The 16,052-nt window shown below is 56.0% G+C and carries 14 protein-coding genes and 1 tRNA gene; 5 read left to right on the top strand and 10 right to left on the bottom strand.

What is annotated here, in order from left to right; translation table 11 throughout:
• Positions 1 to 69: 69 nt before the first annotated feature.
• Entirely contained in the window at positions 70 to 1,134 is a 1,065-nt protein-coding gene (recA, locus tag AC2FIP_RS02750) for a recombinase RecA (RefSeq protein ID WP_142633714.1), read from the bottom strand.
• Positions 1,135 to 1,326: 192 nt separating this feature from the next.
• Here recA and AC2FIP_RS02745 point away from each other — a divergent pair, with 192 nt between their 5' ends.
• On the top strand, positions 1,327 to 1,920 hold the full coding sequence (locus AC2FIP_RS02745; protein ID WP_496785091.1) for a sulfotransferase family 2 domain-containing protein: 594 nt from the start codon (positions 1,327 to 1,329) through the stop codon (positions 1,918 to 1,920).
• Between the two features lie 4 nt (positions 1,921 to 1,924).
• Here AC2FIP_RS02745 and AC2FIP_RS02740 read toward each other — a convergent pair whose 3' ends face one another.
• The 3 genes from AC2FIP_RS02740 to guaB form a co-directional block, all read right to left on the bottom strand.
• Positions 1,925 to 4,216, bottom strand: coding sequence for a hybrid sensor histidine kinase/response regulator (locus tag AC2FIP_RS02740; protein WP_496785089.1), 2,292 nt, complete (start codon positions 4,214 to 4,216; stop codon positions 1,925 to 1,927).
• A gap of 106 nt (positions 4,217 to 4,322) precedes the next feature.
• Positions 4,323 to 5,480, bottom strand: a complete 1,158-nt coding sequence (locus tag AC2FIP_RS02735; RefSeq protein WP_496785087.1) for an RsmB/NOP family class I SAM-dependent RNA methyltransferase — start codon at positions 5,478 to 5,480, stop codon at positions 4,323 to 4,325.
• Positions 5,481 to 5,558: 78 nt separating this feature from the next.
• Positions 5,559 to 7,007 carry an IMP dehydrogenase gene (gene guaB, locus AC2FIP_RS02730; protein ID WP_281972072.1) on the bottom strand — a complete coding sequence of 483 codons (1,449 nt, stop codon included), beginning with the start codon at positions 7,005 to 7,007 and terminating at the stop codon, positions 5,559 to 5,561.
• A gap of 217 nt (positions 7,008 to 7,224) precedes the next feature.
• On the opposite strand from guaB, the gene AC2FIP_RS02725 reads away from it, so the two are divergent.
• Both AC2FIP_RS02725 and AC2FIP_RS02720 read left to right on the top strand, forming a co-directional pair.
• Positions 7,225 to 9,270, top strand: a complete 2,046-nt coding sequence (locus tag AC2FIP_RS02725) for an ASKHA domain-containing protein (RefSeq protein ID WP_496700400.1) — start codon at positions 7,225 to 7,227, stop codon at positions 9,268 to 9,270.
• A gap of 24 nt (positions 9,271 to 9,294) precedes the next feature.
• The gene (locus AC2FIP_RS02720) at positions 9,295 to 10,152 is read left to right on the top strand and encodes a class I SAM-dependent methyltransferase (RefSeq protein WP_496785086.1); all 858 of its coding nucleotides are present in this window, start codon (positions 9,295 to 9,297) and stop codon (positions 10,150 to 10,152) included.
• Position 10,153: 1 nt separating this feature from the next.
• On the opposite strand, the gene AC2FIP_RS02715 is transcribed toward AC2FIP_RS02720, so the two are convergent.
• The 4 genes from AC2FIP_RS02715 to AC2FIP_RS02700 form a co-directional block, all read right to left on the bottom strand.
• Positions 10,154 to 10,227, bottom strand: a tRNA-Gly gene (locus AC2FIP_RS02715).
• A gap of 132 nt (positions 10,228 to 10,359) precedes the next feature.
• Positions 10,360 to 11,421, bottom strand: a complete 1,062-nt coding sequence (locus AC2FIP_RS02710) for a methyltetrahydrofolate cobalamin methyltransferase (RefSeq protein ID WP_496691210.1) — start codon at positions 11,419 to 11,421, stop codon at positions 10,360 to 10,362.
• Between the two features lie 9 nt (positions 11,422 to 11,430).
• A complete protein-coding gene (locus AC2FIP_RS02705) occupies positions 11,431 to 12,357 on the bottom strand; it encodes a methylenetetrahydrofolate reductase (RefSeq protein WP_496785790.1) in 927 nt (308 codons plus the stop codon).
• Between the two features lie 26 nt (positions 12,358 to 12,383).
• Positions 12,384 to 12,680 (bottom strand): virulence factor, encoded by a 297-nt coding sequence (locus AC2FIP_RS02700; RefSeq protein ID WP_142633696.1) that lies wholly within the window; start codon positions 12,678 to 12,680, stop codon positions 12,384 to 12,386.
• A 241-nt stretch (positions 12,681 to 12,921) separates the two neighbouring features.
• Here AC2FIP_RS02700 and AC2FIP_RS02695 point away from each other — a divergent pair, with 241 nt between their 5' ends.
• Both AC2FIP_RS02695 and AC2FIP_RS02690 read left to right on the top strand, forming a co-directional pair.
• Complete coding sequence (locus tag AC2FIP_RS02695) at positions 12,922 to 14,034, top strand: Ppx/GppA phosphatase family protein (protein ID WP_142633694.1); 1,113 nt, start codon at positions 12,922 to 12,924, stop codon at positions 14,032 to 14,034.
• Complete coding sequence (locus AC2FIP_RS02690; protein WP_496785085.1) at positions 14,034 to 14,750, top strand: RlmE family RNA methyltransferase; 717 nt, start codon at positions 14,034 to 14,036, stop codon at positions 14,748 to 14,750. The genes AC2FIP_RS02695 and AC2FIP_RS02690 overlap by 1 nt, the downstream gene beginning before the upstream one ends.
• 2 nt (positions 14,751 to 14,752) lie before the next feature.
• On the opposite strand, the gene AC2FIP_RS02685 is transcribed toward AC2FIP_RS02690, so the two are convergent.
• Positions 14,753 to 14,938, bottom strand: coding sequence for a hypothetical protein (locus AC2FIP_RS02685; protein WP_496785083.1), 186 nt, complete (start codon positions 14,936 to 14,938; stop codon positions 14,753 to 14,755).
• A gap of 121 nt (positions 14,939 to 15,059) precedes the next feature.
• A complete protein-coding gene (locus AC2FIP_RS02680) occupies positions 15,060 to 15,923 on the bottom strand; it encodes a YihY/virulence factor BrkB family protein (RefSeq protein ID WP_142633688.1) in 864 nt (287 codons plus the stop codon).
• Between the last annotated feature and the right edge of the window lie 129 nt (positions 15,924 to 16,052).

The raw sequence follows: 16,052 nt of genomic DNA, 5'->3' as shown, positions 1-16,052 counted from the left end.
GACCGCCTTGTTCGGAATATGGTTCGTTCTTAGGAAAGAGCTGCGAAAATCGCTTTCTTCCCGAACCACTTATGCCTCGAGGATATCATCCTCTTCCGCGCCGGGCGGCACATCGAATTCCAGCCCATGTGCCGCGCGAATCTTGTCCTCGATCTCAAACGCGATGCGGTTGTTGTCGCGCAGATACTGCTTGGCATTCTCACGCCCCTGCCCGATCCGCTCATCACCATAGCTGAACCACGAACCCGATTTCTCGACCACACCGGCCTTGACGCCCAGATCCAGCAGCTCGCCCATTTTACTGATGCCTTCGCCATACATGATGTCGAATTCAACTTGCTTGAAGGGCGGTGCCACTTTGTTTTTAACGACCTTCACACGGGTCTGGTTGCCAACAACCTCATCCCGGTCCTTGATCGCACCGATCCGACGAATATCCAAACGGACCGAGCTGTAGAATTTCAGGGCGTTACCACCGGTGGTGGTTTCCGGGCTGCCGAACATCACGCCGATTTTCATCCGGATTTGGTTGATGAAGATCACCATACAGTTCGAGCGGCTGATCGAACCCGTCAGTTTACGCATTGCCTGGCTCATCAGCCGGGCCTGCACACCAACGCTGCTGTCGCCCATATCGCCTTCGAGTTCAGATTTCGGCGTCAGCGCCGCGACCGAGTCAACCACGACCATGTTCACCGCGCCCGAACGGACCAGCGTATCGGTAATCTCAAGCGCCTGTTCGCCAGTGTCAGGTTGCGAAATCAGCAACTCGTCCAGGTCGACGCCCAGTTTGCGCGCATATTGCGGGTCCAACGCATGTTCCGCATCGACAAATGCGCATACACCGCCATGTTTCTGCTGTTCTGCGATGCAGTGCAGTGTCAGCGTTGTTTTGCCTGAACTTTCCGGGCCATAGATTTCAACGATCCGGCCCATCGGCAGGCCGCCGATTCCCAGAGCGATATCCAGACCCAGCGATCCGGTCGAACTGGCGTCGATGTCCTGCTTGGAATCCTCGCCCAGCTTCATGATCGAGCCTTTGCCGAACTGCCGTTCGATCTGTGCCAGCGCGCTGTCGAGCGCCTTTTGCTTATCTGCGTTTTTCTTGTCGCTCATCGTCAGAAGATCCGCCATTGTCCTGTCGCCTTCCCTTTTGTCACACCCTTGAACGGGCGGCAATCGCTGCTTTGTTCGCCTCTTGTTCCTTATGGGACCAAAAAGAGAACATTTCAACTAAAACTTACATTACTTACTGTTCTGTAATTGTATTAAAGAGTCGTTTACGCCAATCTGAGCTGGAGATAATTACTGCCGATGGACGAATAAATGCTTGTTTTTTATGAAGAACGCCTTGCGTTTCTGGCTGTCCCAAAAACCGGCAGCACCGCTTATCATACGGCTTTGCGGGACCGTGCCGATCTGGTTGTCACCGATCCGCCAGATCTGAAACACGCACCTGTCCGCCGGTATGATCGGTTTTTCCAGAACATTTTCCGTAAAATGTACGATACTGAGATGGAAATCATGGCGGTTGTTCGTGAACCGGTCGATTGGCTGGGCAGTTGGTACAGGTTTCGCGGCCGCCAAGAGCGTCTTAACCACCCGCATTCAACACATGACCTGAGCTTTGATGATTTCATTCAGGCCTATATGCGCACACCGAGACCTGAATTTGCCGATGTCGGCAGTCAGAGCCAATTTTTTCGCACCCGCAACAACGGGCGTGGCGCCACCCATGTCTTCAAATATGAAAACCAGGACAAAATTCTCGATTTCCTGCAAAACCGCTTGAATATGGATATCCGGCTGCAACGCGAAAACGTGTCACCCACACGAGACCTAACACTGGGCGCAGAGACATTGACCAAGTTTCGCAACACCCACTCCGCCGAATTCGATTGCCACGCCTCGGCACTTTGAAACCCTAATTGATCTGCTGAAAAACAGCTTCGGTCAGTTGGTTTAGAGAAAATGGTTTGGGCAGGAAAGTTGAATCGGAAATCTCTGGTCCGGAATCGCCAAACGCACCCTCTGTGTATCCAGACATGAATATGACCCGGACATCTGGCCTGTTCTGCTTAGCCATACGAACCCAGGTCGGACCATCCAATCCGGGCATGACCACATCGGTGACGAATGCGTCGACATTCAATGTGCCATCTTCGAGAAGCCTCAGAGCCTCTTCTCCCGAATCGGCCTCGAGCACAGTGTAGCCTTTCAACCTCAGTGCGCGGGTAGCAAAGGCCCGAACCGGGGCTTCGTCTTCGACCAGCAGCACGACACCCTCACCCTGGCGAACCGTTGGATTCTCAGGGGATTGCGCAGGCGCTGCCTCGGTTTTTTTGGGGGCGGTTGAAACCGGCAGGTACATAATAAACTCGGTCCCTCTCCCCTGAATGCTGTCGACAAAAATAAAACCGCCGGTTTGCTTTACAATTCCGTAGACAGTCGACAGGCCCAAACCTGTCCCTTCACCCGTGCGTTTGGTTGTAAAGAAAGGCTCGAACACTTTCTGTAGCTTATCGGGGGCAATCCCCGTACCGCTATCAATGACTTTGACGGTGACGTATTCACCAGGTTGTACCGTAGCGCGATCCCTTGTGAAGCGTTCTGTCAGCACGACCACTTCGGTTTCGATCCTGACCTCACCACCTTCAGGCATTGCATCGCGGGCATTTACGACAAGGTTCATCAACACCTGCTCTAGCTGGCGTTTATCCGCACGAACCGCTTTCAGAACGGGATCGTGGCTGAGTGTCAGCTTAATCTTTTCTCCGACCAGACGATTTAGCAGATGAATAAGGTCTGAGATCGTATCTCTGAGATCCAGGATTTCCGGCTGCAAAGTCTGTTTGCGCGAAAAGGCCAGCAGTTGGCTCACCAAAGCTGCAGCACGGTTTGCGTTCTGATTGATTTGTACAAGATCCCCGTAGTCAGGGTCATTCTGGTCGTGCCGCAAAAGCAGAAGATCGCAATGTCCGGAAATCGCCGTTAGCAAATTGTTGAAATCATGCGCTACACCCCCAGCCAGTTGGCCAACGGCTTGCATTTTTTGTCCCTGCACAAATTGCGCCTCTAAAGTCTTGAGTTCGGTAGCATCATTCAGAACCGCAATCAGTCTGACTTCTCCCTCGCTCAGCACACGTTTCAATGTGACCTGTACGAATATCTCGCGGTCTTCCCGTGTCAGCCTCAGGAATTCAGATCGTGAAACGGCGCCCTCATTTGAAGCCAGCGTCAGCCAGTCCAGAACCGGATACCCCAGACCATGCATGATATGCACAACATTGGATTCTCCGGGCTCTATGTTTCCGATAAGACGCGTTGCCAGCCTGTTGGCCTCGAGGATGCTCCCGTCGGGAGACAGGGTCATTACCGGGACCGGAAGATCCACAAATGACGCGCCAATTCCACTTTCCTGTGCACGAACAAGCGGTAGAATAAGCAGATCGCGCGTGGTTCCTGACCGAGACAGTTCGGCCATCGTAGCCGGAATTGGCCCCTGTGCCGTCTGTACCTGCACAACCTCACCCAATTCGGGCTGCGCGCCAGTCAGAACCTGTGCAAGGTTGTCGGGTCGTTGTCCCAGGATTTGTTCCGCCGCCCCGTTGATCCGCAGCAATGCTCCGTTTCTTCCTTCGGTCAAAATGGGTACAGGCACAGCATCCCACTGACCTGTTCCATCCAGATGAAACCGCCAAAAGAAAAAATTATTCCCAACACCGAGAACAGAAATCGGTACGGTTGTCTCCAAAGTGACAACGTCTTCTCTTGCACGGCCATGGATCTCGGCCAAAGACTGCAGGCGCAGCAGAATTGCCGACGGGTTGGCAAAAATAGACTTTAGACCTTCATCCAGCCGGTTGCCGGGAAAAACATGGAGCTGAGCCCGGGCATGAGAATTGCAAATCAGAACATCACCCTGTGCATTGGCAATCGCGCAAGGGTACAGTTCTTCTTCGGCAAAAACCTCCATAACCCTAAGCTCTCGACGTACCGAGTCGTCGGAAATCAGCGCCCTCACCACGACCAACAGTGATGCAGAAAGCAAAGACACACCTGCCACCACAAGGCCCAGATTCCAGGCTTGGGGAATGATTCCTGCCAGCGGCAGCAGTGAGAGCAACACCCCTAGCGCAACCAATGGTGCTAGACGCAAACCGCTTGGTGAATTTCGTAACTTTGGGTCAGAATAGAAATCTGCGGTATCGGACATTAAATACTCAACTTGCCGGGCTAGGTGTAACCCAACGCAAAAGGGTTAACGCCCACTTAACTAACAAAGTGAGCAATTCTCCTTTAGGTTGCTATTTGTCCGACGACTACCGCGTCAAGTGTGACGTGAAAAACCCGTCAGTACCGTGTGATACATACCACGTTTTGCGAAACGTCTCGGTCCATTCGGAGTGCGCCGCCACGAACGCATCGACCACTGCACCGTTTTCGACCTCGAGCATGGAACATGTTGCATATGCAAGAACACCCGCTGGCCCCACCAAAGGCGCGACATCATCAAGGATCGTCCGCTGCGTTTCCGTAAGCCGGTTCAGTCCATCTTGTGTAAGAGACCATTTTCCCGCCGGGGCGCGACGCCAGGATCCGCTGCCTGAACAGGGGGCATCCGTCAGCACAATGTCGAATGGTGCCTGCGCAGAGATCTCGTCATTGGTCAGGAGCGTTATCTGTGCACCCGCTCTTTCGGCTCGGGCGGGCAAATCACGCATTCGCGCCGCATTAACGTCATGCGCGAAAACATCTACACCGTGATGCGCGGCCAAGGACAAGGCTTTACCGCCACCGCCGGAACAATAGTCCAGAACCCGCATTCCGGGGTTTAGGTCCAATGATTCAACGACGGCCTGGCTCGCCGCATCCTGCAGTTCGACCAATCCATCAGTATAGGCGCGGCTTCCTGAGATTTTCCGCTCGCCCTCGACAACTTCGAGTGCGGTCGAACAAGCGGGATGTGGCCTCGCTTGGATGCCGTCCGCCAGCAAGACCGAGACCGCCTGATCGACACTCGACTTAATCAGATTGACCCGCAAATGAACCGGGGCCCGAGCGCGCAATGCCTCGGCCACTGGAAGGGTCAAATCACCCAAAGACTCTTGAAAGGTTGGCCAAAGCCATTCCGGTATGTCGTATTTCTGGGCGTCGGATTCACATGGTTTAGCCTGTTCGTGTTCATCCAAACTGGCTGGTGCGTACCCTTCGCCATTGAATATCTGATCCAGATCGACTTCTTGCATGCGCATCGCGCCGATCATCAACCCCCGACCGGTTTCCACCCCACCTGCCGCCGCAAATGACCTTTTGCACCGCAAAGCACCAAACACGTGGTCGCGAATAGCAGCCCTGTCTTTGGAACCGGCGAAACGGCTGCGCCGCGCCCAACCTGTCAGGGCCTTTTCGACCGGGGCACCCGAAAGAATCTGATCAAGAATTTCGATTGAGGCCTGAACACGTGCGGCGGGGGTCATTTCATTCTCCGTTATAGTGCAGGGCAAAAACGCAAAGCGGCGCCCTCACCGGGGCGCCGCAGTTCAGGTTCCGGCAATTTACATCACTCGATAATTCGGGCTTTCGCGTGTGATTTGCACGTCATGCACATGGCTCTCCTTCAGGCCAGCCCCTGTGATTCTGACGAAGTTGCAGTTCTTTCGCATCTCTTCGACCGTGGCGCAGCCGGTATAACCCATGGCTGCGCGCAGGCCGCCGACCAGTTGATGCACAACCGCGCTGGCCGAGCCCTTGTAAGGCACCTGCCCTTCGATCCCTTCGGGCACCAGCTTGTCGCTGGCGGCATCCTTCTGGAAATAGCGATCCGCAGAGCCACGTGCCATCGCGCCTAGACTGCCCATGCCGCGATAAGATTTGAACGACCGGCCCTGATACAGGATCACTTCGCCCGGGCTTTCATCTGTTCCTGCGATCATTGAGCCAACCATGGCACAGGACGCACCCGCCGCAATCGCCTTGGCAAAATCGCCCGAGAATTTGATACCACCATCCGCGATCACCGGCACATCGCCGGCGGCCGCGGCGCAATCCATGATCGCAGTCAGCTGCGGCACGCCCACACCGGCAACCATCCGCGTAGTACAGATCGAACCCGGCCCGATCCCCACCTTGATGGCATCCGCGCCTGCGTCGATCAGCGCCTTGGTTGCGTCCCCAGTGGCGACGTTACCGGCAATGATCTGCACCTCGTTCGACAGGGTCTTGACCCGCTTCACCGCGTCCAGCACCCCTTGAGAATGCCCATGAGCGGTGTCTACAACGATAATGTCGACACCGGAATCCACCAGTTGTTCGGATCGTTCGAAACCAGAGTCACCAACCGACGTCGCTGCCGCGACTCTCAGACGCCCCAGCCGGTCCTTGCAGGCCGTTGGGTTCAGCACCGCCTGTTCGGTATCTTTCAAAGTCAGCAGACCCGTCAGCTTGCCCGCCCCGTCCACAACCAGAAGCTTTTCGATCCGTCGCGCTCGCATCAGGCTTTTGGCCTCTTCCAGATCGGCGGGTTCCTGAAGCATCGCCAGATTGTCCGAGGTCATCATCGCGTGAACCGGCGTATCATCCGAGGTCGCAAAACGCATATCACGGTTGGTCAGAATACCGACCACGCGGCCTTCTTCGTCCACCACGGGAAAGCCGGTGAAGTTATAACGCTGCACCAACGCGTTGGCGTCCGCCAGCGTCTGATCCACCCGCAGTGTCACCGGGTTGTAAACAATACCGGATTCAAATCTCTTGACCCGCCGAACCTCTCGAGCCTGTTCTTCGATCGACAGGTTCTTGTGCACCACGCCGATGCCGCCCGCCTGCGCCATGGCGATGGCCATGCGCGCCTCGGTCACCGTGTCCATCGCCGAGCTGAGCAGCGGGATGTTCATGGTGATTTCCCGCGTCACGCGCGTGGTCGTATCCGCCGTGGCCGGCAGCACAGAAGATGCGCCCGGAACCAGAAGAACGTCGTCAAAGGTGAGTGCCTCACGAATCTGCATCTGTTAACCCCATGCAAAAGCCCGTTTGACGGTGACCCTATTGCATGGATTGCATCTAAGGAAAAGCCCCCGACATAAACTAGTTTTTACCTGCTGGTCGGTGCTGCGGCAAAAAACGACGCAACGCACACAAAACGTGCCGCTGAATGGCCTTTCCCTTTGCGTACAAAACCATATCTTGCCCGACATAGGCGCGAATATAAAAGGCAGGCCAATCATGACCACCGACCCTCTTGTTGTCTTTACCCCATCGGGCAAACGCGGGCACTTTCCCGTAGGCACTCCGGTTCTGACTGCGGCACGGCAACTGGGTGTGGATCTGGATTCCGTTTGCGGTGGACGCGGGATTTGTTCGAAATGCCAGATCACGCCAAGCTATGGCGAGTTTCCCAAGCACGGCGTGACCGTAGCCGACGGTGCACTAAGCGAATGGAACGCGGTTGAACAGCGCTATGACGACAAGCGCGGATTGAAACCAGGCCGCCGTCTTGGATGTCAGGCCACGGTTCAGGGGGATGTGGTGATCGACGTGCCACCAGAAAGCCAGGTGCACCGTCAGGTCGTACGCAAGGCCGCCACAGCACGCGCCATCACAATGGATCCGGCCACCCGGCTGTATTTTGTTGCGGTAGAAGAACCCGACATGCATTCACCAACCGGCGATCTGGAACGTCTGGAACGCGCGCTGCGCGAGCAATGGAACGTCGACGCCGTAACCGCTGATCTTTCCTTGTTGTCCAAACTGCAGCCTATATTGCGCAAGGGTAAGTGGGAGGTCACCGTTGCGGTGCACAAAGGTCACAAGGACGATGTCGCACGGATCGTGGAAATCTGGCCTGGATTGCACGAGAACGGACTTTTCGGTCTGGCCATCGACCTCGGCTCTACCACGATTGCAGCTCACCTGACCGATCTGGACACAGGCGAGGTCAAGGCATCTTCGGGCCTGATGAACCCCCAAATCCGCTTTGGCGAAGACCTGATGAGCCGCGTATCCTATTCGATGATGAACCCCGGCGGCGACAAAGAGATGACCCGAGCCGTACGCGAAGCGATAAACGATCTGACAACATCCATCGCGGATGAGGCCGGGATTGACGCCAACCTGATTGTCGAAACGGTGTTCGTCTGTAACCCGGTCATGCACCATCTGCTGCTTGGGCTGGATCCGGTCGAGCTGGGCCAAGCGCCCTTTGCCTTGGCTACGTCCGAAAGCATGTCTTTGCCCGCGCGCGAGATGGATCTGACCAACATGAACCCACGTGCGCAGGTCTACATCCTGCCCTGCATTGCGGGTCATGTGGGTGCGGATTGTGCTGCGGTTGCCTTGTCGGAAGAGCCCGGAAAATCCGAAGATCTGGTTTTGATCGTAGATGTAGGCACCAATGCCGAGATTTTGCTGGGCAATACCAGCCGGGTTCTGGCGTGCTCCTCACCGACTGGTCCGGCCTTTGAAGGCGCGCAGATCAGCTCTGGTCAGCGTGCCGCCCCTGGTGCGATTGAACGGATCGAGATTGATCCTGTCACTAAAGAACCCCGTTTTCGCGTCATTGGGTCCGAGAAATGGTCGGATGAAGAGGGTTTTGATCAAGACATCGCAACCACTGGCATCAGTGGTATCTGTGGATCAGGCATTATTGAAGCGGTGGCGGAAATGCGTATGGCGGGCTTGCTGGATGAAAGCGGCCTGATCGGATCCGCAGAACAAACGGGCACATCACGCAACGTCCCCGAGGGGCGCACCCATTCCTATCTGATCCACGACGCAAGCGCCGAAGGCGGCCCACGTATCACAGTCACTCAGGGCGATATTCGCGCGATTCAACTGGCGAAATCCGCGCTTTATGCAGGCGCGCGGCTTTTGATGGACGAAATGAACGTGGATACTGTCGACCGCATTGTTCTTGCTGGTGCCTTCGGCGCTCATATTTCGACCAAACATGCGATGGTTCTGGGAATGATCCCGGATGCGCCGCTGAAAAAGGTTTCAAGCGCGGGCAACGCCGCCGGTACGGGCGCCCGGATCGCCCTTTGCAACATCGGGTCGCGGAGTGAAATTGAACGCGTAGTGCGCGAAATAACCAAGGTTGAAACCGCCATCGAGCCCAAGTTTCAGGATCATTTCGTGGCAGCAAACGCGATCCCCCATAAGACGGATCCCTTCCCGGAATTGGCCAAAGTGACGACCCTGCCCTCGCCCTCGTTCAACACCGGTGGCGGAGATCAGGAAAACTCTGGCCGCCGCCGTCGCCGGAGGTCATAGTCGCGGCAACCACGGAGGGGTACGATGCAGTCGGTGAATGAGGAACAGGCAGAATACTGGGGAAAATCCGAATCCGGAGCCAAATGGCTGACATATCAGGATCAGTTGGATCAACTGATGGCTTCGGTTTTGGACCTTGTGCTGGAGAATGCCCAGCTTAAACTAGGAATGCATGTGCTCGACATCGGCTGTGGCACTGGCGAAAGCTCTCTTGCAGCCGCGCGATTGGTCGGGCCGGATGGCGATGTTCTGGCCGCCGATATATCGCAAGCGTTTCTTGATCGTGCCAGCGCCCGAGCCTCGGAAAACGGGCTGAGCAACATCAGCTTCCAACATGCTGACGCGCAGATATTCGGGTTTCCCGCCAATCAGTTGGACGCCGCGATTTCACGGTTCGGCGTGATGTTCTTTGACAATTCGGTTGCTGCATTCGCCAATATCGCCCGCGCACTTAAACCCGGCGGGCAGATGACCTTTGCAGCTTGGGGGCCATTGGATGGCAACCCGTGGTTCAAAATACCCCATATTGCTGCGGTAAAACGCCTTGGGCAGCCGCCTCGGGTAGATCGTTACGCGCCGGGTCCGCTGGCGTTTCACGATCTGGATCACGTCACCGGTATGATGCAACAGGCGGGGCTGTCGGACATTCAGGCCCAAGCCATCTCCCTAAACCTGCCCGGCGCTGGCGGGTCAGAGGAAATAGCCGCCTTGTGCACCCGCGTCGGCCCCGCCGCGCGAACCATCGCGCATTTCGAAGGCACCGAACAGGACGCAGCAGCAATCCAGCACGAGGTCTGTCAGGAATTCGCCCAGTTCACATCCGAAACCGGCCTGCACATCCCGGCGGTGATAAACCTGTACCAAGCGCGTCGATCGAACTGAATGGAGCGGGTAGCGGGAATCGAACCCGCGCGTTCAGCTTGGGAAGCTGACAGGCTACCATTACATCATACCCGCCGCTGCTAGCTGAATATCACCGGTACAAGATCAGGTTCAAGCGGTTTTGATCCAAACCGTCAGGCTATTTGCGACGGCGAAGACAAAAAAGGCCGGATCAAAAGACCCGGCCAGCATGTTGTTTTATAACGCTTATGCGCGACGGCGACGGCCACCGCCGCGACGACCACCTCCAGTCCCTTCGGCACCGGCTTCGCTGGGGGCTTTGTTGAACTTGATCCAAGCCCCGCCATGCGGATCGTTATTGGTCAGCAAGTTGGCGGCGCGGATGGCCTCCATCTCTTTACCGGCGCGCGGCAAGGTCGAACCCAGGCCAAACAGCTGACAGAAGGTTTCGTCATCCATATCCGCAGGCAGAATGATCCCCTTTGCCTCAACTTCAGCCTTCTTCTCGGCCAGTTTCTTTGGACCAACCGGCAAGGCAACAGGGTTCATGATCGCTGAGGTCATGCCAGCGCCCATCGCCATCGGCAGGAAGGCGTTGTTGATACCATGGCGGTTCGGCAGGCCGAACGAGACATTGGACGCCCCGCAAGTGGTGTTCACACCCAGTTCCTCACGCAAACGACGAACCAGAGCAAACACCTGCTGACCGGCAGTTGCCATTGCGCCAATAGGCATCACCAGCGGATCGACCACGATGTCATGGGCCGGGATGCCGAAATCAGCGGCCCGTTCGACAATCTTTTTGGCCACTTCGAACCGCACATCGGGGTCTTCCGAAATCCCTGTATCGTCATTTGAGATCGCCACCACAGGGACATTGTATTTCTTGACCAGTGGCAGAACCAGCTCCAGACGATCTTCTTCACCCGTGACCGAATTCAACAGAGGACGGCCCTCTGCCGCCTCAAGACCGGCCTCCAAAGCACCGGGAACCGATGAATCGATGCACAGCGGCACTTCGACCAGCCCTTGCACCATTTCAACGATCTTGCGCATCAGCGGCGGCTCGGTCTCGTTCGGATTGGGGTTCGAGTTATAGACAACGCCCGCATTGATATCCAGAACGGTCGCACCGGCCGCAACCTGCGCGAGGGCGTCCTTTTCGACGGTCGAAAAATCGCCTGCTTCCAGTTCCGCCGCCAGTTTCTTGCGGCCTGTCGGGTTGATCCGCTCACCGATCACGCAGAACGGTTCGTCAAAGCCCAGGACGGCGGTTTTTGTTTTTGATTCTACGACTGTACGGGTCATGTCCGATCCTTAGGAGTTTACAGGCTTTGCCGAAGCGCCGCCGTTGTTGATGGCCCAGTTGGCGTTTATCTTGATGCCACCAAGCGGGAAGAAATGTACGTTTGTAATATTGAAATCAGGGTTGGCCGCTTTGTGGTTGGCCAATTCGGTGATCACATCCGTGGGCTCATAAGGCAGCAGCAGCTTGGACACATCCATAGCGCGCTTTTGCAGAACCTTCAGCGATGGACCAACGCCGCAGGCGATGGCGAATTTGATCAGTGTTTGCAGTTTTGCCGGACCGGCGATGCCGATATGAACCGGAATGTCGATCCCCGCCTCTTTCAGGCTGTCGGCCCAGGCGATGATCGGTTTGGCGTCAAAGGCGAACTGAGTGGCCAGCGCCATTTCCGCATCCGTGGTCTCAGAGAACTTCTGTTTCCAACGCAGCGCATCGTCAACATTCTTGGTCGATCCGTCAGGGTCGATGTCCTTGTTGCCTTCAGGGTGGCCCGCGACGTGCAGACGATTGAACCCGGCTTTGTCAAACAAACCAGTTTCCAGCAGCTGCATCGAGCTGTCGAAATCGCCATGAGGATTCGCGACACCACCGGCCAGCAACAGCGCCTGATCCACACCTGCTTCACCCTGGTACATAGAAATCCAGTTTTCCAGCGTCGCCGTGTCTTTAATGATCCGCGCCGGGAAATGCGGCATAACAGGATAGCCGTCCGCCGCGATGCGCTTGGCGGTCTTGACCATGTCTTCGATCGGAGTGCCTTCGATATGGGCAATATAGACGCGTGTGCCTTCAGGCAACAAAGCGCGAAAATCCTCGACCTTCTCGGCGGTGCGCGGCATCACCTCAATCGAATAACCCTGCAGGAAGGCTTCGACGGTTGGATTTACCGGACCGTTTTCAGCGGCATCACGTTTCTTGAAGTTCAGCAAAGCCATAGCGGCCTCCCATATAGATTTCGAGCTCATGCCCAACCGTCATTGGCGATCAGAGCCTTGATACGGTCCTGATCATATTCCGTTTCCAAACGCACAGCCTGCTGTTCGGCAATTTCGGACGGATCGCCCTCAACCGCGAAAGGCGCGGCCTTGCGCCATTCGGCCAGATAGGCATCGCTGTCCTTGGCGTTCACCTTCATGGCGGCGCGGTCAATGGCTTGCTCGAACCGTTCTTCCAACTGCCGTTTTGCGCCCCGGCGGCCCTTGCCGACGATGACTTGGGCGGGAATGTCGCGCCAGTATACGATGGTGACGTCAGGCATCTGCTTTGATTCCTCCTAACCAGATGGACCGGTTCTAAACTTCAATGTGGTCGCAGGTCGGTCGATTTTCGACACAAGGCGCATTTCAAACGACGTTTTCACCTACAACGGGATACACGGCTTGTAACGAATTGTTCCTGTAAACCGCACCTCAAAATTCTCATCACTTTAATGAGTATCTTGCACGAACCAAAAGGCCGACCTATGGTCGGGGTAACTCGTAAATCGGAGGGCGTTGAAGATGGCGCCCAAGCGTCCCAAAGGTGCGGGCGCGTTCCCGAAGGCGGTCGAAAGCCCCGCGCCGGCAAGACCCGATCCTGATGCGCTTTATGCCGCGCTGGATTTGGGAACAAATAGCTGTCGCATGTTAATTGCCCAGCCCAAGGGCAGCGGGTTTCATGTGGTGGACAGTTTCTCTAAATCCGTGCAGTTGGGCGCGGGCTTAGAGCGGACGGGGCGTTTGTCTCGGTCGTCGATGGCGCGCACCATTCAGGCGTTGCGCATTTGCCAGCAAAAGCTGAAACGCAACAAGGTCAAGCGGATGCGTCTAGTCGCAACCGAGGCTTGTCGCCGTGCAAAAAATTCACGTGAATTCATTCGCCAGGTAAAGGGTGAAACCGGGTTGACGCTTGAGATCATTCAGCCCGAGGAAGAAGCGCGTCTGGCCGTAATATCCTGTGCCCCGCTGGTGTCCACTAAGACAGAACAGTTGTTGGTTGTGGATATTGGCGGCGGTTCGACAGAGCTTGTCTGGATCGACATATCCTCGCTTCCGCGTCGGGATCGCCCGGCGGCGATTATGCGTCTGCATAATGGATTTCATACAACAGACAGCCCGTTTCCTGCAGCCAAGGTTGTGGATTGGATCAGTGTTCCCCTCGGCGTTGCGACGCTGCGCGATCAGTTCCATGATGTCGAAGATGATGCGGCGCGGTTTGCTTTGATGAGCTGGTTTTTCGAAGAAAACTTGGCCGATTTTGCGCCTTATAAGGATGAACAAGCCCGCGAAGGTTTTCAGATCGTCGGCACCAGTGGCACGGTTACGACAGTCGCAGCCTCACATCTGGGATTGAAGCGGTATGACCGGACCAAGGTAGACGGTTTGCGCATGACAAGCGATCAGATTGACAAAGTGATACGCGGGTATCTAGAACTCGGCCCACTGGGGCGGCGGAGAGATCCGCGTATCGGCGATGACCGCCAGGCCCTGATCATGTCCGGCTCGGCCATATTGCAGGCTTTGTTACGATGTTGGCCAACCGACCGTCTTTCAGTGGCGGACCGGGGGCTGCGCGAAGGCCTGCTTTATGCGCAGATGAGCGCGGACGGTGTATTGGAAGACGGACCGTTCTGATGGCGAAGACACCTACTGGCAAAAACAATTCGGGCCGCGGGCAGCGCGACCTGAAGGTTAAGGTCAAAACCGCCCGCGGGCGCAAAATCAGCTCGACTCGGTGGTTGGAACGTCAGCTGAATGACCCCTATGTCAAGCGCGCACAGGTCGAAGGCTATCGTGGGCGTGCGGCGTTCAAGATATTGGAACTGGACGATAAATTCCGCTTCCTGGTTCCAGGTTCGCGCATCGTCGATCTGGGTTGCGCCCCAGGAGGCTGGCTGCAGGTTGCGGTCCAGCGCGTTAATGCATTGGGTGAGAAAAGCGGTAAGAAAATCGGCACTGTTCTGGGTGTCGACATACAAGAGGTCGAACCGGTGGCCGGGTCCGAGGTTCACCAGTTGGACTTTATGGAGGACGATGCCGACCAGAAGGTCAAAGACTGGTTGGGTGGCAAAGCTGACGTGGTGATGTCAGATATGGCTGCTGCGTCCTCGGGGCATAAACAAACCGACCATTTGCGGATCATGGCCTTGTGCGAAACCGCCGCCTATTTCGCCTTTGATGTGCTTGAACAGGGCGGCACGTTTGTCGCCAAGGTTCTGGCCGGAGGGGCCGAAGGGGATTTGCAGAAGATTCTGAAACAGAAGTTTGACAAGGTGGCGCATGTTAAACCACCGGCATCCCGCGCCGACAGTTCGGAAAAATTCGTTGTGGCAACAGGATTTCGCGGCTGAAGTTAATCTGCGAAGTCAGCCAGAGAACGCGCAAGGCGCTGTTCACGCAGCGAAGATATTGCGTTTCCTTGCAACAACAATGCCTCACCGTGACTGATATCCGTCGCCGGTTTTGCCCGTAATTCTTCAATCCGCCGGGTCAGCGACGATGGATTTTGCGATTTCGCGATTTCGGGCAGTTTGGTCATGAGGCCTCACCTTGATGCGTATGGGGTCACAGTCCCATGCAGTTTGGGTAAGAAACGTGCCGATTTCATGACGCAAACCGGGCTTTGAATTGCTATTTTACAGCCCCGGTTACCCTGCCCTTCAGGTTTGTCCGTTACTTTGATCCTGCAAATCCATCAGCGCGCCGTTGAATTCAGCGCCCAGAATCAGGATGGCCGCGCATAGATACAGGAAAATCAACGCAGCCATCGCCCCAGCAAGGCCAGCATAAGTAGCGCTGTACGAGGCGAACTGTCCGATATAGATCGAAAAGCCCCAACCGCCCATCGCCCACAGAGCGAGTGTCAGTACAACGCCCGGAAGGATTTGCCACAGCCGATGGCGGCGCGTCGGCAGCACAAGATGTGCAACGATAACCGTGCCCGCAGGAACCGCGACAGTAAAGGTCCAGCGCAATCGATCCACAGACAACCAGTCTGACACGTTAACATCCGTCTTTTCGGACACGAGGCGCGTGTAGACCGGCAAGACGACTTCGACGGCGGCGATGGCCAGAATGGCCGCCCCGCCAACAATCACCAATCCCAGGCACAGCAAGCGTGTCTTCCAGAATGGCCAGGCGTCATGATCATGATAGGCCTGGTTCATGGCCGCCCGCACCGCAACTACGCCGTTTGAGGCAAAGAAAATGGCCAGCAAACCGCCCAGGGTAATTACCCCCGAACCTGATTCCGCCAGGACCGAGCGCAACTCTCCCACAATCGGGCCGGCGACATCTTTTGGCCAGGCGCCAAAGATCAGTTCGATCAGCTCGTCCGTGACATAATCCTGAGACAGCGTACCAGCCAGTGCCACAGTGAACAGAACAAACGGAAACAGGGCCAGCATCAGGGACATGGCAACGTGGCTGCTCATGACCATGCCGTTTTTGGCCCCAAATCGCCCCAAGGCCAGCCAAAGGGCTCGAATTACTCTTCCAGTCAGGGGAATCAAACTTGTCGTCATCCGAAAACTCTACCCTGACTGTATTCGAACCAGAACCGGCAAAACCCGACTGGACGCAATTAACCAACTCCAAATGTTTGGTTGCATTGCATAATCCCTTTGTCCCGTGCAGGATCGAAACGGAACCTA

The organism is Ruegeria sp. CDSB114 (genome assembly GCF_059611025.1).
Note: the sequence above shows the minus strand (reverse complement) of the source record. Positions and strands in the feature narration are given on the sequence as shown.